We start from the raw sequence: 24,763 nt of genomic DNA, 5'->3' as shown, positions 1-24,763 counted from the left end.
TGACGAGTGACTACTCGGCTCGGATCCGACGCCGGCGTACCGGGCGGTCGTGCTCGGCGGACCGGCGGGTGGGCGCTCCGGCGCGACGCCGCGCCACGGGCGGAGCCGCGGGACGCTCCTCGGGCTCCTCTTCCTCCTCTTCCCCTTCTTCTTCCTCCTCGGGCTCCTCGAACTCTCCCTCTTCCTCCTCGAACTCCCCTTCTTCTTCCTCGGGTTCCTCCTCTTCTTCCTCTTCCTCCTCCTCGGGTTCCTCCTCTTCTTCCTCTTCCTCCTCCTCGGGCTCTTCGGCCTCGGCCCGCTCGCCCTCCCCGGGCTGCTCCTCCTCGGGCTGCTCCTCCTCAGGCTCTTCCGCTTCGGCCTGCTCGCCCTCCTCGGGCTGCTCCTGCTCGCCCTCCTCGGGCTGTTCCTGCTCGGCTTCCCGCTGCTCCTGCTCCTCCTGGAGGGCGGTCTCCTGATCCTTGACGACCTTGCTGTCGTGGATCTCGCCGCGCCAGCCCTGCAGCTCGTCGGGCTTCAGCAGCAGGTGCGCCATCACGTGCCGTCTGAAGTGCTTGAGCTCCAGGCGTACGCGCCGGCCCTGGGCGCGCCACAGGTTGCCGGTGCGCTCGAACAGGCCCTGCGGGTGGTACTCCAGCACGACCAGGACCCGGGTCAGGTCAGGCGAGACCTCATGGAAGGTCACCGCTCCGTCGACATACCCCTTCGCTCCCTCGGACCGCCAGATGATCCGCTGGTCGGGGATCTGCTCGATGATGTGCGCCTTCCAGGTCCGGTGCGACCAGAAGACCTGGGCCTTCCAGGACACCTCTTCGTCGGACTCCTGGTTGATGGTCTCGACCTTCTTCATGAAGGTCGGGAAGTCCTGGAACTGGGTCCACTGGTCGTACACCAGGCGCCGGGGCGCACCGATGTCGATCGACTCGACGATGTTGGTGATCTTCGCGTGGCCGGCTTTCCCACCGCCACGGCCGGTGATCTTCTGCCAGATGCCTTTGAGTCCTCCCTTGAGTCCTCCCTTGAGTCCTCCCTTCAGACCTCCCGTGAGGCCGCCCTTCAGGGCTCCGCTCATGAAGCCGGGCTTGTCCGAGCCCGTGACCGCGCTCATCAAGCCCTTTCCGCCGTGTTCGACGTAATCGGTGAGCCGGCCGGTCAGTCCTTCGAGCTTGTCCCCGGCGGAGGACAGCACTCGCGTGCCCGCCGCCTGCAGGAGCCCCTGCGCGGATTGCACGAGCCGGTCCATCGGCAGGTTGTCGGCGATGCCCTGGCCGGCCTTCCCCGCGACATCCCCGGCCTTACCGGTGACGTCTTCCGCCTTTCCGGTGACGTCCCCGGCCTTACCGGTCACGTCCCCGGCCTTACCGGTGACGTCCTCGACCGTGCCCGTCGCGGCCTGACCGGCTCGACGGGCGGTTCCGGCGGCCTTGCCCAGGGCTTCCCCGCCGCTTCCGGTCGCCGTCCTCTTCGCTTCCTCAGTCACCGCACTCACCTCCGTGACTGGCCGACCCGCCGGACAGGACGTGTCCGCCGCTGCCCTCTGTGACCCTCATGGCCCTCTTGACCCTCGGGCCTCCGTCTGGCCTGCTCCGGCACCTCGGGTTCGTCTTCGTCCTCGTCCTCGTAGCGATCGCGTTCGTCGTAGTCCTCCTCGCCGCGGTCGGTCTCCTCGTCCGTGGGGGCCTGCCGCTTCCTGGGTTGAGCCTCGGCTTCCTCTCCCTGCGCGGTCCCGGACTTCTCCCCACGCTCCTGGAGCTTGTGGGTCAGGGAGTCGATCTGCTTGGTGGCCGCGGAGATCACCGCAGCCTTGCCGACTTCCATGAGTTCGCCGCGAAGGCGGCCGGTCATCCGCTGAATCTCGGGATTGGAGCCGAGGGTCTTGACGCCTTGCGCCAGCAGGCCACCGGCAGCACCCTGGCCGCAGCTGGCGCGTCCCGCCAGCCCGGCCGCCGCCAGCGCCGCCGCCGTGCGCAGCTTGTGCCGCCTGCCGAGGTAGTACCCGGCGAGTACGGCAAAGGCCATCTGCAATCTGCTCGACATGGTCAGCTCTCCTTCCGCTCGCTCACCATCTCGACCCGCACCGGGTCCGATTGCGCGTCCTGTGCGCGGTCCTGTGCGCGGTCCAGTGCGCGGTCCTGTGCGCGCGGACAGACCCCGAACACGCCGACGCCTGCTCGCCGCGGCTTGACCTACCCGGAAAACCGACAAAGCACCCAATTGGCGAAAAAAGGGACAGGGAGTTGGTGTCCGGGCGTGAATCCAAGCCGACCCATCAGGGGGTGTTTAGCCCCGCCTGCCCCCGGCCCCGGCCCCGCGCAAGCGTCAGGACCTGGGCCCGAGCTGTCCAAGGATCCGCCAACTCCCGAACCGGAGTCCTCGCGCCGAGGTCATAAGGGACCAGACGGCAACCGTCTGAGCGTGATCTCGGAGGCGACCATGAACGACCTGCCATCTTCCGTGTTCAACCGTCCGGGATCCTCCCGGTCCGCGGCACGCGGCAAGGCCGTGCTTCCGCCGTCCGGGCTCTTCCGGGGATCGCCGGTCGCTCCTCGGAGGCGTTTCAGCCACGTCTTCGTCGTCGTCGCGGTCGCCCTCGCGCTCGGAACGGGGGTGTTCGTCGGATTCACCGTCAGCCGCGGGCTCGCGGAGGAAGCCCAGGGGCGCGGGCCGGCGGGCGTGCTGAAGGCGGCCCTCCCGCAGGCGGCCCCGCCCGCGCTTCCCCGGCCGCCGGCCGCGCAACCGCCCCACCCGGCCGCACCGCCGAAGACCACGGCGACCCACACGGCCAAGCACACGGTGAAGCACACGACCGAGCACGCGGTGAAGCACCGGGCCAAGCACCCGGCGAAGAAGGCGCATCACGCGAAGAAGGGCAGGCACCACCACCACTCGCCGTGCGCCAGGTTCGAGGGGTTGCGGGCGCGCGTGTGTCACACGATCTTCCGCTGACTCTTGAGCACGTCAAGAGTTGCCGATATAAAAAGATGGTGCACGAAGAGACCGCTGAGGACACGTTCTTCCGTGAGCTGGGAGGCGCCTGCGCCGAGCTCCGCCAGGCGTTCGCCCGGCACGTGGGCATGAGCCCCCACCGGGTCCAACTGCTCATCCGCCTGTGGCGCGACGGCGAGACCAGCCACAGCGAGCTGCGCCGGACGCTCGGCATCGACGGCGCGAGCGTCACCCGGCTGGTCAAGGAGTTCGAGGCCGAGGGGCTGGTCAGCCGCCGCCTGGATCCGGCGGACAACCGCTACACCCTGTCCGCGCTCACCCCCGCGGGCGAGCGATGCGCGGCCGACCTCGACCGCTCGCACCAGGCGTACCAGGAGCGGCTCCTCGGCGGTGTCACGCCGCACCAGCGGGACCTCGTCCTGGACGCCCTGCGCCGCGTCCGCGCGAACATGACCGAACAGGAGAGCCGATGACCGAGGACGCGCGGGCCGCGGCCCACCGCATGTACACCGCCTTCAACGCCCGCGACCACGCCGCCACGACGGAGATCTTCGCGGCGGACTTCCACAGCCACCCCCTGGGCACGACCGGCCCCGACAGCGTCTCCCAGGCGTGGCGGCGGTTCCACGAGGCGTTCCCCGACGTCAAGGTGGTCGTCGAGGACCTGATCGTCGAGGGGGACACGGTCGCCGTCCGCACGAGCGTGCAGGGCATTCCCGACCGCGAGCCACCGACCATGCTGGAGATGTTCCGCGTGCGCGACGGACGGATCGTCGAACTGTGGGGCCTGTCCTCGCTGCGACGCGACTCCTGAGCCCGGCCCCCCACAACACAGAAGAGGCCCCGAAGGGCCTCTGACCTGCTGTTGAACACTGGCGGCCGGCGCAAGATCCCGAACTTGCGCGGGCTGGGCCGACAGTTTCACAGTCCCGCCACACGAGTGCTCTGAGCTGCGGCTTCTTCCTGAGGGCGGTTCCGGCGGGTCGGCCCGCCCTCTCGTCGGAAGCCGCGGGTCACAGGCTGCGGGCGGTGATGTCGCCGTTGGCGGTGGTGGCGTGGATGTCGAGCTCGACGGTGCCGTCGTTCTTGAGCGCGTTGGTGACGCGGCCGTGGCCGGTGCCGGCGTCCAGGGCCGCCGAGACGCCGTTGGCGGCGGCGATCGTGATGTCGCCGGACTGGGTGCGGAGCACGATCTTGCCGCCCGCGGCCTCGGCGATCCGGATGTCCCCGCTCGCGGTGCTGATCTCCGCGGGGCCGCCGAGCCGGCCGACCTGGACGTCGCCGTCGACCGCGGTGAGGCGCAGGCTCGCGGCCTCCTCGATCTCGATCCGGCTGTACGCGCCGTCGAAGGAGACGTCGCCGAGGGCCCCGACGGTCCGCAGCTCGGCGCTGGCCGTCTTGGCCTCGACGCGGGAGCCGGCGGGCAGGTGGACCGTCACCTCGATCGACCCGGACGGGCCGAAGTACTGGTTCTTCGCGGTGGTCGCGATCGACAGGACGCCGTCGGCGTAGTCGACCGTGGTCTGCTCCGCCGCCTGCACGTCACGGCTCTTGGCGGCGTTGGCGGGCCGGACCTCGACCGTGGTGCCGGCCCGGTCCTCCGCCACGAGGTGCACGCGTCCGGCGGGGATGTCGAGGACGACGCGGACGGGGGCGGTGGTGTCGAACTGCTGCATGATGCTCTCCTGCGAGTGGTGGTCTTCCGATTGATGGCCCGGTTCGCGGCCCGGAGGCCGTGTCGCTGAACCGTTCATGGGTCAACCATCGCGGGCCGCTCTGATACCGCGCCGTCACCGCCCTGACACGGCCGCTGACACCCGACAGGACGCAGCCCGTCCCCGCTCAGCCCATCGTCGCGAGGGTGTCGCGCAGCCGGCGCAGGTCGCGCATGCGGGCCTCGTACGTCGCCCCGACCACCACGAGCAGCACGCCGCCCACGGCGATCGGCACCCAGCGCGGCACCGCGAGGAACAGCTCCGACACGTACGGAGCCAGTTCCCGCACCACGACCCCGGCGACCACGACCGCCCCGATCGACGTGGGCGCCCGGAGCTTGAACCGGACCCCGGCGAGCAGCACCGCCAGTGCCACCACGCCGAGCGCCAGCGACCGCCGCCATTCGACGTCCGCGTACACCGCCACCAGGCTGGGCAGCATCGTGAAGGACAGCCCCGCCCCGTAGGCGGCCCACGACGAGACGGCCGCGCCGCGCCGCCGCCACCAGCCGGATCCCAGCAGCACCAGCGAGCAGGGCACCGTGTACGCCTCGACGACGGTGACCTCGTCCGCCCCCAGCCGCAGCCACGACGCCAACAGCAGCAGGACTGCGCCGGCGTACCTGAGGCCGTTCCCGCCGCTCCGGGCGGCCGGGCCCGTCCACAGCGACATGACCAGCACCAGCATCCCGGCCACGGCGAACCCGACGCTCGCCGCGACCGGCAGGCGCACGCCCAGCGAGAGCGCCGCAGCCACCGCCTCCAGGCCGAAGAACAGGGCGGCGAAGCCGACTCCCCAGAGCCGGAGTTCCTTCAGCCTGGCCGACAGCGCCATCGCGGCGGCCGCCGCCGCCAGGATCGGCAGCACGATCAGCGTCGCGGCCTCGCTGCCGAACGCGTACGCCGCCGCCCGTACCGAGGCGGGAGCGGCGACGAGCGCGCAGGCCACCGCCCACCAGGGCGTCCGGCCGCGGGTGGCGGCCAGCGCGAGCGCGACGGCCGGCGCCGCCTGCACCGCCGTCGCGAGCGGGTAGGGCATCCCGAATGCCTCGGGGGCGACTGTGATCGCGAGCGTCCCGGCGACCAGCGCCCCGGCCGCCGCCGCCTTGACCACCCATCCACCGGAGCCCCGCCCGGCCGTCATTGTCTTTTTCGGACGCCACCCGTTGCCTCGCGCGGCCGCCGCCAGGAGGGCGGTCGCCGGCACGGCCAGGACCACCACGTCCACCGGCGACGCCATCTCGAACGGCGGCCACTTCCGCCCGTTCCAGGCGCCCGTCCACAGGACGTCCAGCCAGGCGAACGGCGCCGCCAGGGTGACCACCAGCCGGGGCAGCACCGTCAGCGTGGTCACCAGCGCCACCAGCCCGCCGGTGCCCATGACCGTCGCCCGTACCCGCCGCCAGGGCAATCGACCGGCGGCGAGCACCACCCCGAGCGCCGGGACGAGGTAGCCCAGGGGACGCCAGTCCGTGCCCGGACCGTCCAGCATCGGTTGCGTCAGCGCCGCCGGCACGGCGATCAGCGTGAGCGTGGTCCCGACGGCGACCGCGGAGCCCCAGATCTCCCTCCCGGCGTCACCCCGCCTGGCCAGCAGCCACGTCACCCACCCGCCGAGCAGCGCCAGGGCGACCAGCGGCACCGACCTGACCAGCGCCTGACCGGCGGAAGGAGATCCCAGCGCGTACGGCACGCCGCTCAGCAGGGCGAGGACCGCGACGCCGCTGCCGGTCGAGGCGGCCGTCACCCGCACCGCTCCCCGGCCGCGGCGGACCAGGACGACGTCCAGCGCCGCCGTCGCCACCAGCGTGGCCACCAGCCACTCCACCGGCCAGTCCCCCGCCAGCAGCGCCAGGACCGGCTGCGCCAGCACGACGGCGACAGGAGCAGGCCCGCGAAGCCGGGTGACCCGGGCATAGGCCACAAGTATCAGCGCGACGAGCCCGAACACGCCCGCCGTGTACTGCAACGCGTCGAGTGAGTCCACCCCGAGGAGCCCCACCCGCCTGGCGGCGTAGCCGTCGAGCAGCAGCAACGCGACCGCGAACCCGGCCATGGTCTCGGCCGTCGCGGTGAGCCTGCGCCGGATCAGCACGACCGGCGCCAGCATCACCAGCGCGGTGAACCCGGCCAGCACGGCCGCGCGCCCGCCTATGCCCAAGCGCCCCCAGCTCACCACGGTGAACACCGCCGCCGCCACCGTCAGCAGCAGACCACCGAGGATGAGCAGGACGTTCTTCGCCGTGCCCGCGGACACCTCCTGCCTCGCCGCGCCGCCCCCCGCACCCCCGGCCCCACCTGCCGCCCCCGGATAGGGCGGCAACGGTTCCGCACCCCCGGCCCCACCCGCTGCCCCCGGATACGGCGGCAACGCCCCCGCGTAGGGAGGCACCGCCCCTGGATACGGCGGCAACGCCCCCGCGTGACCGTGCCCCGCCGGGGCCGCGCTCGCCCCCCGCTGACTCGCCGCTTCCGCACTCGCCCCTCGCTGCCCCGCCGCTTCCGCGCTCGCCGCTTCGGCGCGTAAGGCTCCGAGCAGTTCCGTACGGCGGACCCGCAGCCCCGCGAGCTGATCCCCCAGCCTGGCGAGAGCCTGGTCCACCTGCCACAGCTCATGCGCGACGGGCCCCTGCAGAGGCAGCGCACACCCCGGACACCTGGAAACCGGCTCCTGAAGCCCGGCCCCGGACAACATCGCACCGCAGCCCGGACACTTCATATCTCCATGCACCGACACTCCGCTTGAGCCCGACGAGATGCCCCATATTGCACCGTGACGTCCTTGCGAATCACTGTCATCGGTGGTCGTAGCGGACGCCGGCACGACTGATCGAGCAGCGGACCCGCGGCCGCTCCAGGCTTGGCCACCACCCGAAACGATCAAGGAGCGGACATGGACGGAGCGACCTCGGCAGACTACGCCTGGCTGAGCGACCGGTGGACCGACGGTCTCGGCACCACCGTCTTGTGCATCACGTTCGTCCGCGACCTGGCCCCCGCCGACGCTCTACGACGGATCAAGGTCACCCCAGGCACTCGCGGCGCCTATGACGTCGCCGCCTACGCCGCCAGGGCGGAACCGTCCTCACCGACCCCGGATGGGCCACCAAGTACGTCAGCAACCTGGCCGAGCCGTTGTCCTTGGGTACGGCGGCGGCCACGGTGTTCGCCGATGTCGAGGACTCGGACTTCACCTACGAGGTGAACGACCGCCTGATCACCACGTTCGGCCTGTACGGCTACCGCTACCGGGAGGGCGACGATCCCGACCGGCTGCTCGCGGACGTCCGCGAACTGGGCCTGTACGGCGACGGCGACGGTTACGGCGAGGACCCCGTCGCCGGCGCTCTGGCCCTCGCCTCCCGCGCCACGGGCGTGCACCTGACCCGCGCCCACTACGCCCAGCCGGCCCTCACCGGTTCGACCGATCACCTCATGGCACGTTGACCGCGCCAAGGACTTCGCCGACGGCCACCCGGCGGCCCCCGTCGAAGAACTCCAGGTGCTCGCCGACCTGCACCACGGCAGGGGGAAGACTGAGCAGGAACAGCAGCGCCTCGCCCGTCTCCCCCGGCTTGATCCCCCGATCGCTACACGGGTGCAGCCGACTGTCCCAATGAATCATGCTGCCCGAAGCCATACGTTGCCCGATCCACACTTGTGAACGGTAACCGTGCCTGATTCGCCCCTGGCGGCCGCCCTCCTCGGTCTTCACGAGGGTCAACCGCACCACGAAGTGCGGCGCACCGCTCGCCAGTAATTGCCGCAGAAAGCGTTTCTGATCCCCCTGGAACTCATCCACCTTTGTCATCCTCGCGGACGCGGACGAGAATCCGGCCTTCCAGAAAATGTCAGATCCTCCTGCCACCCTCCACGTGATCACGAAGGAGGGAACCCGGTGCGCGAAATCACGCCCGCGGATTACGCCTGGGAGAACGACTGGCATGAGATCTACACCGTCACCTTCGTCCACGGCCTGGACGAGCGCGAGACCCTCCGGCGGTTCGGCGTCGTCGACGCCAACATCCATGTCGTCCACGACGAGGAGATCGCCGAGCGCACGCAGGTGAACGAGGGCTGCTGCGACGTGGTGCTGGTGACCCGGGCCGGCGACTGGACCGTCGCCTTCGAGGACGGCGGCTGGGAGGGCACCCGCCGCGAGACGCTGCGCGAGCTGACCCGCGACGGCGGCGAGGCCGTCTCCGTCATGCGCCACAATTACGCGTCATCACACGACTTCAAACACGCTGTGGACGGCCGGATCCGCACGACCTTTCGTCCCCAGACGCCCCAGGAGCGCTGGGGCAGCCACCCCGACGCGCTGAACGACGACCTGCGCGAGCTGGGCCTCGAACCCGAACCGGCGGAGGAGTTCCAGTACCTCTCCGGCCGCGTTCCCGCCGCCCTCGCCCTGGCGAGCCGCAATCTCAGGAGTGCTGCTCACCCCCGAATCGGTGGCCGCGCCACTGCTGGGCGGCGTCATCACCGACCGCGCCCCGAACGACCCTCCGCGAGGCGACCCGCTCGCCGCGCACGCCCTGCGCGCCTTCGACCGGAAGCTCGCCGAGGCCATCGACCACGCCTCCCCCGTCCTCCAGCGGCGGGCCGCGGTCGCCGAGGCCCGCCGCCAGTGTGCGCTGGCCGGCGTGGCCGACCACCCGGTGCTGGCCGCCGCGCTGGCGTCGGCAGAACGGGGCGAGACGGGGCCGGTCGAGCGCGACTCCCCGCTCGCCGAGCTCATCCGCCGGTACGAGTCTGAGCTGACCGGCCATCCGATCGACGAGGCGACCGGCGAGTGGACGGCCGGCCCGTCCGCCCACCACTCACCGGCCGACAGGCGCAAGATCTTCGCCACCGACAACGCAACCGGCATGCCGGCCTGCCCGAGTTGCCGGTGGCATCACCGTCCGGGCGAAGCAGAGCGGGAGGCGATCCGGCCGCGCTGGCAGGCGGCGTCGTCGGTACGCCGCGCCCTGTCCCCCGACCCCAGGACGGCCGCCTACAACACCCACTTCTTGCTGGTCTACCCGGGTCAGGTCATGGCCGACCGCGACCACGCGACGTCCGTCACCGCGGCACTGCGCGCCTCCTCAACGTAACGGACGCCGACCTGCTGATCCCGAACCCGGGACCGCCGCCCGTCTCCGCACGCAGGACCAGCGCCAGGAACGTCACCAGCACCGCGCCCGCCAAATAGTGCAGAACCGGCCCGAACCTGACGATGTTCCAGCCGCCGAACTCAAGGGCGTCCCGGCAACCGTCCAGGATGACGCGAACAGCGTAGGGAAGGCTGAACACCCCCGCTATGACCACGAACAGCGCCGCCGTCACCCAAGCGGCGACCACCCCCCACCCACCGCGAAGGGCGAGAGTCGCACACAGCCCCAGCGCCATCACCCCAGTGGGCAAGCCCGCCAACTCAGCCGAAAAGGTCCCCCAGTTGATCTCGATCAGCCAGTCGAACTTCCCGGGTTTCCACGGTTCGGCGCTCAAGGAGCAGGCATAGCCCTGCGCCGAGTAGGTCGGCCCTCCAGAAAGGCGCCACTGCAAGCCACGCAAAGCAGGAGCCGCCAGAGCCGCCAAAGCCAGAAGGGGCACTGCCCAGCGCGCTGGAATCGCCGGTAACGGAAGCAAGTTAGTCGCCATCTGATCGCAGTAAGAGGGCGCCCAGCCTAGATCATTTCCTGTACGCATGCACCCTTCACGGCAGCGAGAGCGAAGGACAACAGATGATCAGCTTCGACGGGACCTTTTATCGCATCACGAATCCCGAATTCGAGATGACGATCCCGGCCTGAGTGGGACACGAGCCGTACCCCGCCAACGAGGCAGACGCGACGATCACTTTCGCGACGGCCCACGCGGATATGCGACCTTCATGACCCTGGATGTCGTCCAACGCAACGAGCGACGATCTCGTCCAACACCAGTACATCCCCCTTCAGCAGGCTGAAGATCCAGACCTTGAGGCATTCGGTGATTCCGTGCTGCTTCAGGCGGGCGACCAACTCACTCATGTCCCTGGAACTGGACCACGCCTCCCCTCCGACGCTCAGCCGTTCCATGCCTCCTACCAAAGCCGTGCCCCCGGCTCCCCGACCGACCGGTTGCGGGTCTTCGAATATCAGCCCCTGCGGAGGTACAAGCATCGGCTCGGCATCCGGCGGAAGAGGTTCCCCCGGTCGTGCACCTCCAGTTCCTGAACAGGACGCTCGCGCGGAAACGCGAGCATCTTGGTGCCGACGGGAAGCGCTTCCTCGAAGGCCGCGACGGATCTGCGCGGCTTCCACTACTCGACCGGGACCTTCGGATCGCTGACCACACCCCCCTGGCTGAGCTCTATGTAAACCAGCCCATCAGGGATCGCCTTCCGCCCCTTGACGCCCTTGAGCGCTTCCGGGACACGCGTCCGCAGAATGGCGCGATGGTCCCAGCGGACCGCCGGGATAGCTCTTCAGAACGGGCCCCTGCTGCCAGCCGTCGACTGTTCCAGCAGCCACAACGGAGCGGTCCGCGGCGAGTTCCTCCGGCGTTCTGTACAGGTCGAAGTCGGCCTCGGCCACGCATATCAGCGACAGATCCGAGCCCTTCGCTTCAGGACCGAGGACCTGCTTCTGCTTCGGGCCCGCTTGGGTTACGGGTGCGCCTCCGCTGGGTCCACCGCAGGCGGACAGGGCGGCCATCGCGGCGAGGGCGAGCGCGAGAGGGGTCTGCTTCCTCATCGTTGTCCTCCTCGCGGTCAGGCCCGGCGCGGATGCAAGCCGACGATGCGGTGAGCCTTGTAGGTGTGGACCCAGGACCCACTGGGGTTGCCGCCTTGGACTCGTCCATGGGCGGGGAGCAGAGTGGTGTACCCGATCGCCTCCCCCATCCGGACCGCCCCTGCCGCAAAATTCGGGTGCGACGCCACCTGGACGTCCCTAAGCTGTGCCGACAGAGCACGCCTCGTATCAATCTGGGCGAATCGGGGATGCGTGAGCTATGACCAGTCAATTGTTCGCAATCTGCTTCAATGCGATCCGTCCCTCGGACCTGGCACAGTTCTGGTCGGGGGTCCTGGGTTGGGAGATGGCCGACGGCCCTGACGACGACGTCGCGATCCTGCCACCCGACCCTTCCGGCTTTCGCGTCCGTTTCCTGCCGAGCCTCGAACCGAAGATCGGCCAGAACCGGGCGCACTTCGATCTGACGAGCACCTCCCCGGACGATCAGCAGCAAACGGTGGCCAGGGCTCTGAGACTCGGCGGCAAGCACATCGACGTGGGCCAACGCCCAGAAGAAGGACACGTGGTGCTCGCCGATCCGGAGGGCAACGAGTTCTGCGTCATCGAGGCGGGCAACAAGTTCCTCGCCGACACCGGCCTCATCGGCGCGCTGGCCTGCGACGGCACCCAGGAGGTCGGCTACTTCTGGAGCGAGGCGCTGCAGTGGCCACTGGTCTGGGACCAGGACCAGGAGACCGCGATCCAGTCGCCGAAGGGCGGCACGAAGATCACATGGGGCGGGCCTCCGGTGGCGCCGAAAACGGGCCCGAACAGGCTGTGCTTCGAACTGGCAACACCCACCGACGCCGATCGGGAGGCGGAAATCGATCGCCTGCTCTCGCTAGGGGCAACGCGAGCTGGCGAGGGGAATGACGGCCAAGTCCTGATGTTCGATCCGGACGGCAACGAATTCTCCCTCCGCAGCCCCCGGTAACGCGTCCGTCGCCGGCCATTTCCCGCGCTGGTGCTGGTTCCGAAGTGCGGCCCCCAGAAAGGTAACGAAACCGCCCGCAGCAGCATCCTCCATTTCGGAGGAAAGTCCATGTACAGGAAGCTGACCAGCAAGAGCTGGAGCGGGCGAGATTCTTCTATGACTCCTCTTCTCGCATTGCCTCTGCCTCTCATGCTGCACGTTCTGCCGCGCCAGACTCAGACCCCAGGTACCTGCTTCAGGAGCCCCGCAGAACGGCCTTGAGCCACCTGGCCGGCCTGGGCGGCCAGGTTCAAGCCTCTGGCTTGCGCGGTCCACCCGATGGATACGGGCAGGGCCCGCTGCTCCCCTTCGGGGTTGAGCTCTCGCGCCATGACCGCCTTGTGGCCGATCACATGTGAGTGGCCCTCTTCTGCGGCTCCCGCTGCGAAGGCTCATCCCTGTGGTACGGCGGGCAGCCTGCGGACAGCGGGACATCACCGTGCGAGCGCTCGGGCGTACTCCTCTGTCTGCACCACCCCCGGAATGATGCTGCCGTGCAGATATTGGTCGCGATTGCCCGCTCTCAAACCGTAAGGCATGTGACGGTGAGGAACGCGGGCGAACGGCGACGCCCGGCGCTGCTGTCCACAAGCGTCACGTCGATGATGGGGAGTCGCTCCGAGTGCATGGCCATCTGCACCGTGATCTCGTCCGCCTCCACAGGGCTGACGGAGGGGTAAAGCCATCGCCCAGAGCACCTACGGCGTCAACGGCACCGATGGCATCAGGTACCCATCCGTCAAGACGTCCGCCACAAGGCCGCGCGCCAAAGCACCATGCCGCTGATCGATCACGCTTCCACCTACTCCGACGCCTTTCTATCGCGACTCATCCCATGCGCCAGTTCAACGAGGTGAGAGGGCAAGGGTGGGGAGGTCGGCCACTCACCCAGTTCCTGCCCCCTTGTCGCGCCGGGTCAGCGCCTGGAGATCGGCCGCGTATTGGCCATGACAGGCCGCAGGACACCGGTGATCGTCGTAGACGGCCGGGCACAAAGCGAGAGGCCCGTCACCGCGTTTCCGCTGGTGACGGGCCTCTTCCCCCTGGTGTGGCAGGTGCAAGGTTCGAACTTGCGTAGGCTGAGCCGACGGTTTTACAGTCCCGTCGCAAGCACGTGCCGACCTGGGCATAGCCTCACGAGGAGCTCAATTTGGCCGCGTATTGGCCGTGATCAAGCTCCAGACGGAGCTGAGCCTGGGCTTCCTATCAAACCAAGCCCTTGCCTTCGACCTGCACCGCGTGTGGATGGAGAGGATGCAGGCTGGCCGAGCGGATCATGTTTCGGCGGTGGAGCTCATGAGCACCGTGAACGGACAATCCCGAAGCTCGGGTGCTTCGTCACGTTGCGGGACGTGTTTTCGGGATCTGTGGCCTGCGGGAATGCGACTGTAGATGGCCCCCTCCCCACCTCGACACTACCCGGGCCGTCCATCCGGAGCGTTCGTCAAACGGTCGTTAGATGAACGACCCGTGATCACAAAAGGGAGACGCTGCGAAATCGAAGCACTGCAGCGTTTCGCCAGCAGGAGTTGTCGGTGAGCCGGTGCGGGACGGGTCTCGTGACGATCGATCTTGCTTGCTCCTGCGGGAACGCAATCACGGGCCCAGCTGTGCCGACCCGTGCCCCAAAGCGACCGTCGATTCGCAAGGGCTGAGGGGAACCGGTAACGCCTTCGCTACTTCAGGTCCACTCACGCCTATTCCGGGGCACCCTGGAGACATGTCGAAGACATTGTCCGGGGCAGGACACGCGACGGCTTTGAAGTTGTGGCGGGTTGTGGCGGTCATCGCAATCATTGTGCTTGCGGTCTGCCTGGCCGCCGGGCTGTTGTGGTTCTTCGCCGACCCGCTGCACCTGCCCAACCAGGTGTTGCAGGTACTGGATCAGCGAGCCAGCGTGGTCGGCATGTTCACCGGCATGGCGTTGGGAGCAGCCGCCTTGGTGGTGGCTGTGGTGGCGTTGCGGGCGCAGCTGCGCGCCGAGCACGCCTCGGCAGCGGCCGAGCCGCAGGGCGCCCCTCCGGCAGTGTCGGCCTCGGGCGAGCGGGCGGTGGCAATCGGCGACAACTCCGGCATCATCTCCACCGGTGACGGGACGCACAACGTGCAGATGCGGGCGCAGGCCTCGGGGCAGGGGCGGGTGTATCAGGCCGGCGGCGACCAGACCATCAACGAACGATGACCACCCTGCCAGATCCCGAAGAGCGGCCGGATGTCCAGTTGGACGGCGACGCTCGTGAGCGGGGCCGGGTGTATCAGGCGGCTCACGACCAGATCATCAACGAGATCACTCAGCAGGGCCCGCGGCGGCCGCTGCCCCCGGCTGCCACCGTGCAGGTCCCGGCCGGGCTGTCGGGCCTGCCACGCCGCCCCGCGGCGGCCTTCGTCGGCCGGGAAGCGGCTCTGACCGCCCTCCGCCAGACGTTGCAGGACATGACGGGACCTGGGGTGATCAGTCAGGCCGTGCTCGGGCTGGGCGGCGTCGGCAAGAGCGAACTGGCCCTGCAGTACGCCCACCACCATCGCCAGGAGTACGCGCTGGTGTGGTGGATCGACGCCGACCGTCCCGACCTGATCCGGGCCGGGCTGGCCGCTCTGACCCGGGAGCTGACGTGCGGCATCGACTCGGTGGCCGCCGAGCAGGCCACCGTGGAGGAAGCCACCGCCTGGGCGCTGAGCTGGCTGGCCGCCCACCCCAGCTGGCTGGTCATCTTCGACAACGTCGAAGAAGTAGCCGATGTCGAGCCGTACCTGGCCCGCCTGTCCCACGGCCATGTGCTGATCACCACCCGCCGCGACGTGGGCTGGCAGCACCTGAACATCACCCCGCTCCGGCTGGAACTGCTGTCTCGCCCGGCCGCGATCGCCCTGCTGGCCGATCTGATCGGCCCTCCAGACTCGGCCGACACCGACGGACTGAAGCAGCTGGCCGAACAGCTGGGAGACCTGCCGCTGGCGCTGACACAGGCCGGCGCCTACATCGCCCGCACTCCACGCATCACCCTGCGCCGTTACCTGAACCTGTTGGAGACCTGGCCCGCTCGCATGTACGACGCGGCGACCGTCGATCAGGACGCCGAACGCGTGATCGCCAAGGTGTGGACCCTCAGCCAAGCCCGCCTGCAGCAGGTAGACCCGCTGGCCGTCCAGGTGCTGAACCTGCTGGCCTTCTTCGCCCCGGACAACCTGCCCTGCCGCGTGTTGGCCGCCCTGCCCGGCGCTGACGAGCTCCAGACCGACGAGGCCCTGGCGCTGCTGGCTTCCTACAGCCTCATCACGTTGACCACCTCTGAGTTTTCCAGCGAGGAGACCGACGACCTGATCAGCGTGCACCGCCTTGTCCAGGCCGTCACCCGCCACCAGCTCGACCCCGGCCAGCAGGCACAGCTGCGCGAGCAAGCCGCCGACCTGCTGCTGGCCGCCCTTCCCGAAGACCCGGAGGCTCCGGAGAACAGACCCGTCTACCAGCATCTGCTTCCCCACGCCCGCGCTGTTCTTCCACTGGACTCACCCGGCCTGAGCCGGATCCTCACCTACCTGCTGGAGGTCGAGGATTACGACCTCGCCCGCCAGCTCGCCGAGCAAATCAACACCCACCTCTGTGATACCAACCACCCTTGCGCGCTCCAGGCCCAGCAAACCCTGGCCGCATGCGTGGGAGAGGAAGGGGAGGCGGCTGCCGCCCGCGACATGCTGGCCGCCCTGTTGCCAGTACGTGAGCGGGTGTCCGGCGTCGAGGACCCCAGCACACTGCTCACCCACTACTCCCTCGCCCGCTGGACCGGGGAGGCGGGAGATCCGGCTGCCGCCCGCGACCTGCTGGCCGCCCTGCTGCCAGTACATGAGCGGGCGTCCGGCGTCGAGGACCCCAGCACACTGCTCACCCACTACTCCCTCGCCCGCTGGACGGGGCAGGCGGGAGATCCGGCTGCCGCCCGCGACATGCTGGCCGCCCTGTTGCCAGTACGTGAGCGGGCGTCCGGCGTCGAGGACCCCAGCACACTGCTCACCCGCTACTCCCTCGCCCATTGGACGGGGCAGGCGGGAGATCCGGCTGCCGCCCGCGACCTGCTGGCCGCCCTGCTGCCAGTACATGAGCGGGTGTCCGGCGTCGAGGACCCCAGCACACTGCTCACCCGCTACTCCCTCGCCGACTGGACGGGGCAGGCGGGAGATCCGGCTGCCGCCCGCGACCTGTTCGCCGCCCTGCTGCCGATAGAGGAACGAGTGCGAGGAGCCGAGGACCCCAGCACACTGCTCACCCACTACTCCCTCGCCCACTGGACGGGGCAGGCGGGAGATCCGGCTGCCGCCCGCGACCTGCTGGCCGCCCTGCTGCCAGTACGTGAGCGGGTGTCCGGCGTCGAGGACCCCAGCACACTGCTCACCCACTACTCCCTCGCCCACTGGACGGGGCAGGCGGGAGATCCGGCTGCCGCCCGCGACCTGTTCGCCGCCCTGCTGCCGATAGAGGAACGAGTGCGAGGAGCCGAGGACCCCAGCACACTGCTCACCCACTACTCCCTCGCCCATTGGACCGGGGAGGCGGGAGATCCGGCTGCCGCCCGCGACCTGCTGGCCGCCTTGCTGCCAGTACATGAGCGGGTATCCGGCGTCGACGATCCTGACACTGTGCATACTCGGAGAGCTCTCGCCGAGTACACGGCTCTGCTCGCCGAGACGAATGAAATCGGGTAGAGCGAACCGTCGCCCCACTGGAAGCTTCAAATAACGATCGTTTCTTGAAGACCAGCCCGACCGGCCCTCAGAAGGGCCCCAGAGCCTTCAAAAACTCGTTCAACAACCCCGGTGGTTCAACAACCTTCAAACACCGTTTGTTGACAGAATGGCGGGCGTGACCAACGCCCTGCAGCTACCCGGTGACCCGCTGGCCGCCTTCCCCGCCCACCGCAGCGAGATCCGCATCGGCTACGCCCGCGTCTCCACCGCAGGCCAGAACCTCGAACGACAGCTCGACGCCCTCAAAGCCGCCGGCTGCCGGCGCGTGTTCGCTGACAAAAAGTCCGGCAAGAGCGCCGAGCGGCCCGAGCTCGCGGCCTGCCACGCGTTCCTGACCGAGGGCGACACCCTGGTCGTCCCGTCCCTCGACCGCTACGGCCGCTCGCTGGCCGACCTCATCACCATGGTCGGCGAACTGCGCCGCCGCGAGATCGGCTTCACCTCGCTGCACGAGAACCTCGACACCACCACCCCCGGCGGCCGCCTCATCTTCCACGTCTTCGCCGCCCTGGCCGAGTTCATCCGCGAGCTCATCGTCGCCGGCACCCGCGACGGCCTGGCCGCCGCCAAGGCCCGCGGACGCACCGGCGGCCGCCCCACCGTCATCACCCCCGAACTCCTGCGCGCCGCCCGCGACATGCTGCCCAACCCGGCCAACTCGATCACCTCGATCGCCAAGCTGCTCGGCGTCAGCCCAGGCACGCTCTACAACCACATCCCCAACCTTCGCCAGCTTCGCGAAAGCGGCCACGTTAACGAACTCTTCGGCGATCAGAGACGGTTGGCGTAGGAGGTCACATGCAACGGCCGTTACCTGAGCGCCTCCAGATTGCCCCGCACCGCCTTTGTCGTTGGGTGGTCGGCGCCCAGCACCCGCTCACAGGCGGCCAGCGTCTGCTCATACATAGGGATGGCCCGCCCCAGATTCCCCACCGCCTGGTAGGCGGTGGCGAGGTTGTGGCGGGAGGCCAGGGTGTGGGGGTGGTCGGTGCCCAGCACCCGCTCACGGTCGGCCAGCGTCTGCTCGTACAAGGGGATAGCCCGCCCCAGATCTCCTCCCTCCTGGTACGCACCAGCGAGGTTATGGCGGGAGACCAGCGTGTCGGGGTGGTCGGCGCCCAGCACCCGCTCACGGTCGGCCAGCGTCTGCTCAAACAAGGCGGTGGCCCGACCCAGATCTCCCGCCGCCCGGTAGGCGTAGGCGAGATTGTTGCGAAATCTCAAGGTGTTGGGGTGGTCGGGGCCCACCACTCGCTCGTGGTCGGCCAGCGTCTGCTCATGCAAGGGGATAGCCCGTCCGAGATTCCCCACCGCTTTCAAGGCGCGGGCCAGGTTGTTACGGGAGACCAGCATGTCGGGGTGGTCGGTGCCCAGCACCCGCTCAGAGTCGGCCAGCGTCTGCTCGTACAAGGGGATGGCCCGGTCCAGATGTCCCGCCGCCCGGTAGGCGTAGGCGAGATTGTTGCGGGAGACCAGGGTGGAGGGGTGGTCGGCGCCCAGCGCCCGCTCACGGTCGGCCAGCGTCTGCTCGTACAAGACGATGGCCCGATCCAGATCTCCCGCTTCCTGGTAGGCGTAGGCGAGGTCGTTGCGGGAGACCATGGTGCGGGGGTGATCGGTGCCCAGCACCCGCTCGTGGTCGACGAGCGTCTGCTCGTGCAAGGCGGTGGCCCGGCCCAGATCTCCCGCCTCCTGGTACGCGCCAGCGAGGTTGTTGCGGGAGTTCAGGGTGTTGGGGTGGTCGACGCCCAGCACCCGCTCGCAGTCGGCGAGTGTGGCCTCGTGCAAGGCGATGGCCCGACCCAGATCTCCCGCCGCCCGGTAGGCATTGGCGAGGTTGCTGCGGAATTTCAAGGTGTTGGGGTGGTCGACGCCCAGCGCCCGTTCATTCGCCATATGTGCCTGTTCGAAGCAAGCGATCGCGCGGCCAATGGCGCCCTGGTTGTACAAGAAGAGTCCGGCCTGGTTGATCAGGCGGGCGGTGTTGGCGGTTTCGGTGCCGGGGGATATGTGGCTGGCCAGGGCGGTAATGTGCGGCAGGAGTGCTCGCCAGGTCGGCCAGCCGATGGGATCGTATGCCGCGTACGGGAGATCGTCGTGGAGCAGGCTGGTGGCTTGGCCTCGGGCGGTGTCGATCGCGGCCGCCTGCCTGTGCGGGTCATTAGGATCGGGGGTGCGGGCGACGGCCTGGACCAGCCGGTGCACGGTCACTGTTTCGGAGCTGAGGGTGATCATGTTGTAGGCCGCAAGCTCACTCAGGGCGTGCTGCACCTGTGACACCTCGGCGTCCAAGCTGGCCAGCAGGGTGCGAGGGATCGGTTCGGTGCCGTACCAGGCCAGGATGCGCAGCACCTGGCCAGCCAGCGGGACGCCGATCAGCTGGTCGAGGGTTAGGCGCCAGATACGGGCGACGGTCCGCTCGGCGTCGCCGCCACGGGCGGCTCGATCGTACATTATCGCCGGCTGCTCGCGCAGCAGACGCAGGTAGGCGCGCGGAGGCAGCTTGGTCTGGTGTAGGTAGGCGCCCACCTGCTCGATCGCCAGGGGCAGATGCCCCAACTCGCGGACCAGGTCGACCGCCCCATCCAAGCCGTCGGGCAGGTCTTCTCGGTCGAGGGCGGCCTGGATGAGGCCGCGGGGAAGGCCGGGGGTGGCGAGCCGGGCCAGCAGCTCGATCGCCTCCCGCTCATCCAGCACATCCAGGCGCAGCACGCGGGCATCCAGGTGGTGCCAGCCCTCGCCCAGCCTGCTGGTCACCAGCACCTGCCCGGTCAGTGTGCGCTCCAGTAGCGGCCGCACATCGGCGGGATCGACGACGTTGTCCAGCACCAGCAGCCACCCATCATGGGCGGCCAGCCACGCCGTCGCACGCTCGGCCAGCGCCTCCAGCGGCAACACCGTAGTCAGCTCCGGCTGCAACGCCACCGCCAAGCCGGCCAGACCGGCCTCCACCGCCGAGCCCGAATCGGCGATGATCCACCACACCGGATTCAGCCCGCCTCCGGCCTTACGCTCCTGCCCTGGCGCGGTGCGTCCAGTGGCCTGGGCAAGCGCGTAGTGGGCGGCCAGCGTGGACTTGCCCACCCCTCCCAGCCCGTGCACCGCGGCCACCACCACCTCACCCCCGCCCCGCAACGCCGCCTCCAGCACGGCCAACTCGTCGCCACGCCCGACGAAGGTGTGCGTGTGCCGGGGCAGATATACCAGGCGCGGTGGCGCGGACACCTCGGTGACCGGCCGCAGGGCCGCTTCGGGCAACACCGTTGGGTTGATGAACTGGTCACGCGCGGACTGGTACACCTGCCCTTCCCCGGAAGCGGTGGCCTCCAGCCGGACCTGCGGCTGCTGAGGAGCGTGCTTGTCCGGCCGCGCTGGAGATGGAGTCACCGCTCGTTGATGGTCTGGTCGCGGCCTGCCTGATAAACGCGGCCGTGACCGCTGGCCTTCGCCTTCATCACCAGCGAGCCGATCCGCTCCTGATCGGCCGACTCCAACGCCGGGGTGAGCACCTCATCCAGCACCCGTTGCAGTTCGCCCGCCAGTGACGGATCCGCGCGCAGCAACTGCTGCAGCCGCACCTGCCAGGCCCCGGCCAGCGCCTGCTCGGTGTCGGCGTCGTTGTCCCGGCGGGCCTCGAGTACCTGCTCGCGGACCTCGACCAGCTCCGCCTCGACGATCTCAGCCTGCTCGGGCCGGACCTTGCACCACAACGCCACCGCGCCATCACGAGCCTGCTGCCAAGCGTCGGTGGCCATGGCCGTCACCAGCGCCGTGCCAGCGGCTAAAACGATCGGATCCACGCTGATCCTCCTTCAGGATCGACGTAAAGCACCCTCACCGTAGAACCAGCCAAAGCCGTAGGCCAGCCGCCGCCGGAATCTCGGATGGAGCTGCGGTGGAGCATGGCCATCGCTGCGGAAAGACTAAAGCGCTCGTCCGGCTGGTGCCTCCCCGATGTGCCCATGAGGAGACGTCCCAGAAACGACGGTTTTCGGGACCGCCCTTCCCAGTCGCAGTGGCGGGCGCTGCTTAGACGTGATCCTGGTTCAAGCAGGGCCTCATCATGAGCAACCAGTCCTCGAGGACCGACGGTCATCGGGATGTTCCTCGATGTCCGCTACCCTCCTGGCGAGGCCCGGATGACACAGGCGGTGTCCTGGCATCGAGAGGGAGCACAAACGGAAAGATAGCGCTGCGGAACAGTACTCTGCCCATGAGAATCCCGATCTCGACCGGTCGGGTTGAACGCAGAATTCGCAAAACCCGACGATGAAGGCACAACTCCAGGTCAGGCCCAGTACGACGAAGTTGCTGATGCCTCATCAATCCGCCCAGCAGAACGCCGCAGAATCTCGCAAAAAGATATTCCACAGGTGATGCGGCACGCGTGGCTCGGATTCGACAGCCTCACACCGGTGCCAACGTCTCACGAGGTACCGAGTTGCACTCGCGCCAGAGGACGCCAGTCCCAGACCGTCTCGGGCCCATCCTGGTTCACAATGTGGATGTTGTTGATGGTGATGTGGCGCTCGGGAAGCTGCTTGCCGAGCGCTTCGATTATGGGGGCCGCTGGGCCATCAGCGCTGCTGTAGGCAACAGTGACGTGCGGTACCCAGGCTGCATGAGCAAGAGAGCCGTCGCGGCCGGTGGCTGCCCGTGTGGCGAACTTGGCTGCTTCCAACAGGGGCCTAAGACGGTCCGCCGGCCGCGCCTCCAGGACCACCGCCTCCGGGTGGTAGAGCACACGCCCCAGCGAGACAGTGATGGGCGCGATCCGGGAGAGTTGAGTCGTGGCCTCCTCAGCCATCACGTTCACCTGATGATCGGTGATCTCGTGTGAGTAGCCGGCGACCAACGTGGTGAGGTGGATGAACTTCTGCGGCACCAGATCGAGGCCGGGCAGGCCGGCCAGGCGGTCGTGAGCCTCTTGGACGATGGCCTGCGCTTCGGGGTCCTCTCCCAGGAGGACGTGCCAGTAGAGCTTGCCCTGACCTGGCGGCAGCATGAGCGCTCGTCGCTTCTCCCAGCGGTTCGCCATCCGCGTTGGCAACGGGCTCACGCATCCTCCTCGACAGGGGCGGGCAGAGCCCGAGCGGAGTTGAACGTCTTGATCTGCTCGCGCAGCGTGGTCACCATATCCGAGCCGCGGAACCGAGGAGCGGCCAATCGAGCATCCATCCGCACCAGGTAGTTGGTGATCGTGGACAGCCGATGTTCGGGCGGCAGGGAAAGGGCGGGTGTCACCTGCTCGGCGGCGGCGTCCAGGTCCTCCATCATCACGTACGCGATGCCGGCGCCGAAGCGGACTTGTGCCCAGGTGCCGGCCACCCAGGGAGCACCGTTGGCCCATGCGTCATCGGCCGCCGCTGCCGCGCGCAGCGCCGCAGTATGGTCGCTCGCCTGGAGTGCCACCGACAGGGCGTACAGTGCCCGCCTTGGCGCTGGGCAGGACCAGGGCGTCACGCCGGAGTCGCCGGTCACGGAACCTGCTGCCTCGTCCGCTCGGTGAAGTGCTTCTCGGGCTCGGTCGAAGTCGCCGAGCAGGCTTGCGGCGTTCGCTTCCTGGCTGGCCAGGAGTACTCGCAGGGGCGTGGGTGGGCTGCATTCGTAGCCGCGTCTGGCCGCGTCGGCAGATGTCGCGTATCGGCATCGCCACCGTTCGGTCTTGGCTTGGGCGCTCAACGCCGCTGCCTCGCACGCGCCGGCCTCTTGGGCGGACAGGAGGGCTGCTCTGCCGTGGACGATGGCTGACTCGTCGTCGTACAGGTCGCCCAGCAGGATGCAGGCGTGGGCGAGGAGTTCGGCGTCGATCCGGAACAACTCGCGCGTCTGGTGAAGCCGCTGCTTGCCGCCCCGTAGGAGCTCCAGCACTCGCCGGTGCAGGCGCAGCACATCGGCGAGCAGCGGCGCGGGCGCGATCTGGGTATGGCGCTGCGTCAGGTGGTAGCGGGTTTCATCGATCATGGCGATCGTGCTGTCGCCGACGTTGGTCTGTTCGATCCAGGCTGTGTGCTCGATCAGGTCACTGCTCGTTGGCAGCGTGCTCACCAGCTCGCCGTCACGGTCGAAGAGAACGGCCTCGTCCATGCCGAACACCCGGCAGTACAGCAAGGGGTAAGGGTCCTTCGGGCGGCTGTTGCCCGCCTCGTGATCTTTGATCCTGCGGACCACCGAGTCGAACTCGGGCAAGGCAATCTCCTCGCCCGCCGCCAGGAACAGGTGTCTGGCCAGTTGCTTCTGTGACCAGCCGCGCTGACGTCGCTCATCGCGAATGCGTTCGGCCCACCGGGGAGTTCTGGGCTGTTCCAGCATGCCGTCGCACCTCACCACCGAGTTGGGGGACACGGTCGCCGCCCCCAGTGTCCCCCAATCACATCTGTCTACGCGTCGTTACTCAGCGTTGTGATGGATTCGTGTACTGGGACACGAATCACCTAGACGTCGACACCAAAGCCGGGCTGGACGAGCTGCTGAGGGCCACTGCCCAAAGCGTTCGCCAAGCCTCCGCACTGGCGGCGCTCATACAGGACTTGCGGGACCGCCAGCTCTCCGTACTGCGCGGCACCTATCCGGCCTGGGACATCGCCCTGGAGCTCGGCTCCACGGAGAAGCTGTGGTGGACCGCCGTGCCGAACCGGTCTCTGACCGTCGAGTTGGTGGCGGAGGGGGTCATGCGCATCGTCAGGTGCGAGGACGCGATCGCACTCGCGGCGGCCTTGGCCTGGCAATCGACACTGATCGGCAACGTCGAGAACGCTGCAGGACCTCCGCACATCCATCCGGCTCGCCAACTGCAGGGGCGGCCGGCATGACGTCGACGCTTGAACAGGCATGTGAGCTTGATCTGCGCGGTGCGTTCAGGCGCTTCTACGTCTGGTGCGACGTCGCGGGTCTATGGCATGCGAGGCCGCTGCCCAAGCTGACGGCCGGCGAGGTCGCCTACGGCGTCCTGCGGGAGCTGGTCGCAGATTCGCCCCTGCAGCTCGCCTACAAGTGCACCTGGCAGCGGAGCCGTCGCAAGGTCTACCGGTACGTGAGGCAGTACGGCGCAGGGGAACCGGAGCATGACCCAGCCTCCTGACGAGCCCGTACCTAAGTGGGAGCCGTACCTGCGTCCCCCAAGAGACCGCATCCGGATCACGGAGACCTCATGTTGCGGTGCCCTTGAGTGGGCCTGCCAGGGCGGGCAGTTCCTGATCCTCCGGCGCACCTCTACAGGCCAGTACGAGGAGACGGCCAGGGGACTGTACCGGCATGCGCGGTCCGTCTGGGAGGCGCTGCTCATCCTTCACGAGGACGAGCACAAGCGGAACGTTCGGGCTCGGATGGCTGCTCGTACCAAGCAGCGTGGCCAGGCGCTGCCGGGCAAGGCCACGTGAACCGCCACCAGAGCAACTCTCTTGAAACACGAGAGCTGATCCAATCTGCGGTGTTCCGCGGCATAGTGCGAGCCGCCGTAGCCGCGATGGCCAGCGAGGGGTAATGGGCTCGGGCACTGGGATGAAGGGTTCTGCGGATTGCGCGGTAAGCCCGGCAAGATCGACGCCTACCCACCAGCATGAACAAGCTGGTTCCGCACGGCGTCCCCTCGCCGCGCGTCGGGAAGACCAAGGGGAGACACGGTCCGC

General features: G+C 68.7%; 23 protein-coding genes and 1 pseudogene. 13 read left to right on the top strand and 11 right to left on the bottom strand.

Translation table 11 applies throughout. The annotated features are described in order from the left end of the window. Window positions 1–10 precede the first annotated feature (10 nt). The gene (locus ACIBST_RS18970; RefSeq protein WP_397173119.1) at window positions 11–1,477 is read right to left on the bottom strand and encodes an SRPBCC family protein; all 1,467 of its coding nucleotides are present in this window, start codon (window positions 1,475–1,477) and stop codon (window positions 11–13) included. A gap of 5 nt (window positions 1,478–1,482) precedes the next feature. After that, window positions 1,483–2,034 carry a hypothetical protein gene (locus ACIBST_RS18965; protein ID WP_397173117.1) on the bottom strand — a complete coding sequence of 184 codons (552 nt, stop codon included), beginning with the start codon at window positions 2,032–2,034 and terminating at the stop codon, window positions 1,483–1,485. A 378-nt stretch (window positions 2,035–2,412) separates the two neighbouring features. Between ACIBST_RS18965 and ACIBST_RS18960 the strand changes: the two genes are divergently transcribed. Genes ACIBST_RS18960 through ACIBST_RS18950 form a run of 3 tightly spaced genes read left to right on the top strand, consistent with a single transcriptional unit; the run spans window position 2,413 to window position 3,757 of the window. Then, entirely contained in the window at window positions 2,413–2,943 is a 531-nt protein-coding gene (locus tag ACIBST_RS18960) for a hypothetical protein (protein WP_397173115.1), read from the top strand. 35 nt (window positions 2,944–2,978) lie between these two features. Beyond that, the gene (locus tag ACIBST_RS18955) at window positions 2,979–3,416 is read left to right on the top strand and encodes a MarR family winged helix-turn-helix transcriptional regulator (RefSeq protein ID WP_397173113.1); all 438 of its coding nucleotides are present in this window, start codon (window positions 2,979–2,981) and stop codon (window positions 3,414–3,416) included. Then, complete coding sequence (locus ACIBST_RS18950; protein ID WP_397173111.1) at window positions 3,413–3,757, top strand: ester cyclase; 345 nt, start codon at window positions 3,413–3,415, stop codon at window positions 3,755–3,757. The genes ACIBST_RS18955 and ACIBST_RS18950 overlap by 4 nt, the downstream gene beginning before the upstream one ends. 199 nt (window positions 3,758–3,956) lie before the next feature. Here the strand turns inward: ACIBST_RS18950 and ACIBST_RS18945 are convergent, their stop codons facing one another. Together ACIBST_RS18945 and ACIBST_RS18940 are read right to left on the bottom strand one after the other, a co-directional pair. Further along, window positions 3,957–4,619 carry a DUF4097 family beta strand repeat-containing protein gene (locus tag ACIBST_RS18945; protein WP_397173110.1) on the bottom strand — a complete coding sequence of 221 codons (663 nt, stop codon included), beginning with the start codon at window positions 4,617–4,619 and terminating at the stop codon, window positions 3,957–3,959. Between the two features lie 166 nt (window positions 4,620–4,785). Further along, the gene (locus tag ACIBST_RS18940) at window positions 4,786–6,915 is read right to left on the bottom strand and encodes an SCO7613 C-terminal domain-containing membrane protein (RefSeq protein ID WP_397173108.1); all 2,130 of its coding nucleotides are present in this window, start codon (window positions 6,913–6,915) and stop codon (window positions 4,786–4,788) included. A 636-nt stretch (window positions 6,916–7,551) separates the two neighbouring features. On the opposite strand from ACIBST_RS18940, the gene ACIBST_RS18935 reads away from it, so the two are divergent. Together ACIBST_RS18935 and ACIBST_RS18930 are read left to right on the top strand one after the other, a co-directional pair. Beyond that, complete coding sequence (locus ACIBST_RS18935) at window positions 7,552–7,863, top strand: DUF6461 domain-containing protein (RefSeq protein ID WP_397173106.1); 312 nt, start codon at window positions 7,552–7,554, stop codon at window positions 7,861–7,863. Next, window positions 7,782–8,105 (top strand): DUF6461 domain-containing protein, encoded by a 324-nt coding sequence (locus tag ACIBST_RS18930; protein ID WP_397173541.1) that lies wholly within the window; start codon window positions 7,782–7,784, stop codon window positions 8,103–8,105. The genes ACIBST_RS18935 and ACIBST_RS18930 overlap by 82 nt, the downstream gene beginning before the upstream one ends. Here ACIBST_RS18930 and ACIBST_RS18925 read toward each other — a convergent pair. Further along, the gene (locus ACIBST_RS18925; protein ID WP_397173104.1) at window positions 8,092–8,460 is read right to left on the bottom strand and encodes a hypothetical protein; all 369 of its coding nucleotides are present in this window, start codon (window positions 8,458–8,460) and stop codon (window positions 8,092–8,094) included. The two genes, ACIBST_RS18930 and ACIBST_RS18925, sit on opposite strands and share 14 nt — an antisense overlap. 96 nt (window positions 8,461–8,556) lie before the next feature. Here ACIBST_RS18925 and ACIBST_RS18920 point away from each other — a divergent pair. Both ACIBST_RS18920 and ACIBST_RS18915 read left to right on the top strand, forming a co-directional pair. Further along, window positions 8,557–9,021, top strand: a pseudogene (locus ACIBST_RS18920) (DUF6461 domain-containing protein); the annotation flags it as partial. 70 nt (window positions 9,022–9,091) lie between these two features. Then, a complete protein-coding gene (locus ACIBST_RS18915) occupies window positions 9,092–9,757 on the top strand; it encodes a hypothetical protein (RefSeq protein ID WP_397173557.1) in 666 nt (221 codons plus the stop codon). Here ACIBST_RS18915 and ACIBST_RS18910 read toward each other — a convergent pair. Next, window positions 9,726–10,151, bottom strand: coding sequence for a hypothetical protein (locus ACIBST_RS18910; protein WP_397173103.1), 426 nt, complete (start codon window positions 10,149–10,151; stop codon window positions 9,726–9,728). The genes ACIBST_RS18915 and ACIBST_RS18910 overlap by 32 nt on opposite strands. 863 nt (window positions 10,152–11,014) lie before the next feature. Further along, entirely contained in the window at window positions 11,015–11,380 is a 366-nt protein-coding gene (locus tag ACIBST_RS18905) for a hypothetical protein (RefSeq protein WP_397173101.1), read from the bottom strand. Between the two features lie 259 nt (window positions 11,381–11,639). Between ACIBST_RS18905 and ACIBST_RS18900 the strand changes: the two genes are divergently transcribed. From ACIBST_RS18900 to ACIBST_RS18885, 4 genes are all read left to right on the top strand, one after another. Further along, window positions 11,640–12,356 carry a VOC family protein gene (locus ACIBST_RS18900; RefSeq protein WP_397173099.1) on the top strand — a complete coding sequence of 239 codons (717 nt, stop codon included), beginning with the start codon at window positions 11,640–11,642 and terminating at the stop codon, window positions 12,354–12,356. A 1,759-nt stretch (window positions 12,357–14,115) separates the two neighbouring features. Continuing rightward, window positions 14,116–14,577: a hypothetical protein gene (locus ACIBST_RS18895; protein WP_397173097.1), complete on the top strand. Its 462-nt coding sequence runs from the start codon at window positions 14,116–14,118 to the stop codon at window positions 14,575–14,577. Beyond that, window positions 14,574–17,093: an FxSxx-COOH system tetratricopeptide repeat protein gene (gene fxsT, locus ACIBST_RS18890; protein WP_397173095.1), complete on the top strand. Its 2,520-nt coding sequence runs from the start codon at window positions 14,574–14,576 to the stop codon at window positions 17,091–17,093. Before ACIBST_RS18895 ends, fxsT begins: the two co-directional genes overlap by 4 nt. 220 nt (window positions 17,094–17,313) lie before the next feature. Further along, a complete protein-coding gene (locus tag ACIBST_RS18885; RefSeq protein ID WP_397173539.1) occupies window positions 17,314–17,925 on the top strand; it encodes a recombinase family protein in 612 nt (203 codons plus the stop codon). 20 nt (window positions 17,926–17,945) lie between these two features. Here ACIBST_RS18885 and ACIBST_RS18880 read toward each other — a convergent pair whose 3' ends face one another. From ACIBST_RS18880 to ACIBST_RS18865, 4 genes are all read right to left on the bottom strand, one after another. Next, complete coding sequence (locus tag ACIBST_RS18880; RefSeq protein WP_397173093.1) at window positions 17,946–20,435, bottom strand: tetratricopeptide repeat protein; 2,490 nt, start codon at window positions 20,433–20,435, stop codon at window positions 17,946–17,948. Between the two features lie 83 nt (window positions 20,436–20,518). Further along, window positions 20,519–20,935, bottom strand: a complete 417-nt coding sequence (locus ACIBST_RS18875) for a hypothetical protein (protein ID WP_397173091.1) — start codon at window positions 20,933–20,935, stop codon at window positions 20,519–20,521. 626 nt (window positions 20,936–21,561) lie between these two features. Continuing rightward, entirely contained in the window at window positions 21,562–22,194 is a 633-nt protein-coding gene (locus ACIBST_RS18870) for a 2'-5' RNA ligase family protein (protein WP_397173090.1), read from the bottom strand. After that, the gene (locus ACIBST_RS18865) at window positions 22,191–23,447 is read right to left on the bottom strand and encodes a multiprotein-bridging factor 1 family protein (RefSeq protein ID WP_397173088.1); all 1,257 of its coding nucleotides are present in this window, start codon (window positions 23,445–23,447) and stop codon (window positions 22,191–22,193) included. Before ACIBST_RS18865 ends, ACIBST_RS18870 begins: the two co-directional genes overlap by 4 nt. Before the next feature lie 101 nt (window positions 23,448–23,548). Between ACIBST_RS18865 and ACIBST_RS18860 the strand changes: the two genes are divergently transcribed. Continuing rightward, window positions 23,549–23,947 (top strand): hypothetical protein, encoded by a 399-nt coding sequence (locus ACIBST_RS18860; RefSeq protein WP_397173087.1) that lies wholly within the window; start codon window positions 23,549–23,551, stop codon window positions 23,945–23,947. Next, window positions 23,944–24,216, top strand: a complete 273-nt coding sequence (locus ACIBST_RS18855) for a hypothetical protein (RefSeq protein ID WP_397173085.1) — start codon at window positions 23,944–23,946, stop codon at window positions 24,214–24,216. Before ACIBST_RS18860 ends, ACIBST_RS18855 begins: the two co-directional genes overlap by 4 nt. Window positions 24,217–24,763 lie beyond the last annotated feature (547 nt).

It is taken from the genome of Nonomuraea sp. NPDC049684 (genome assembly GCF_044465345.1).
GTDB lineage: Bacteria > Actinomycetota > Actinomycetes > Streptosporangiales > Streptosporangiaceae > Nonomuraea.
Note: the sequence above shows the minus strand (reverse complement) of the source record. Positions and strands in the feature narration are given on the sequence as shown.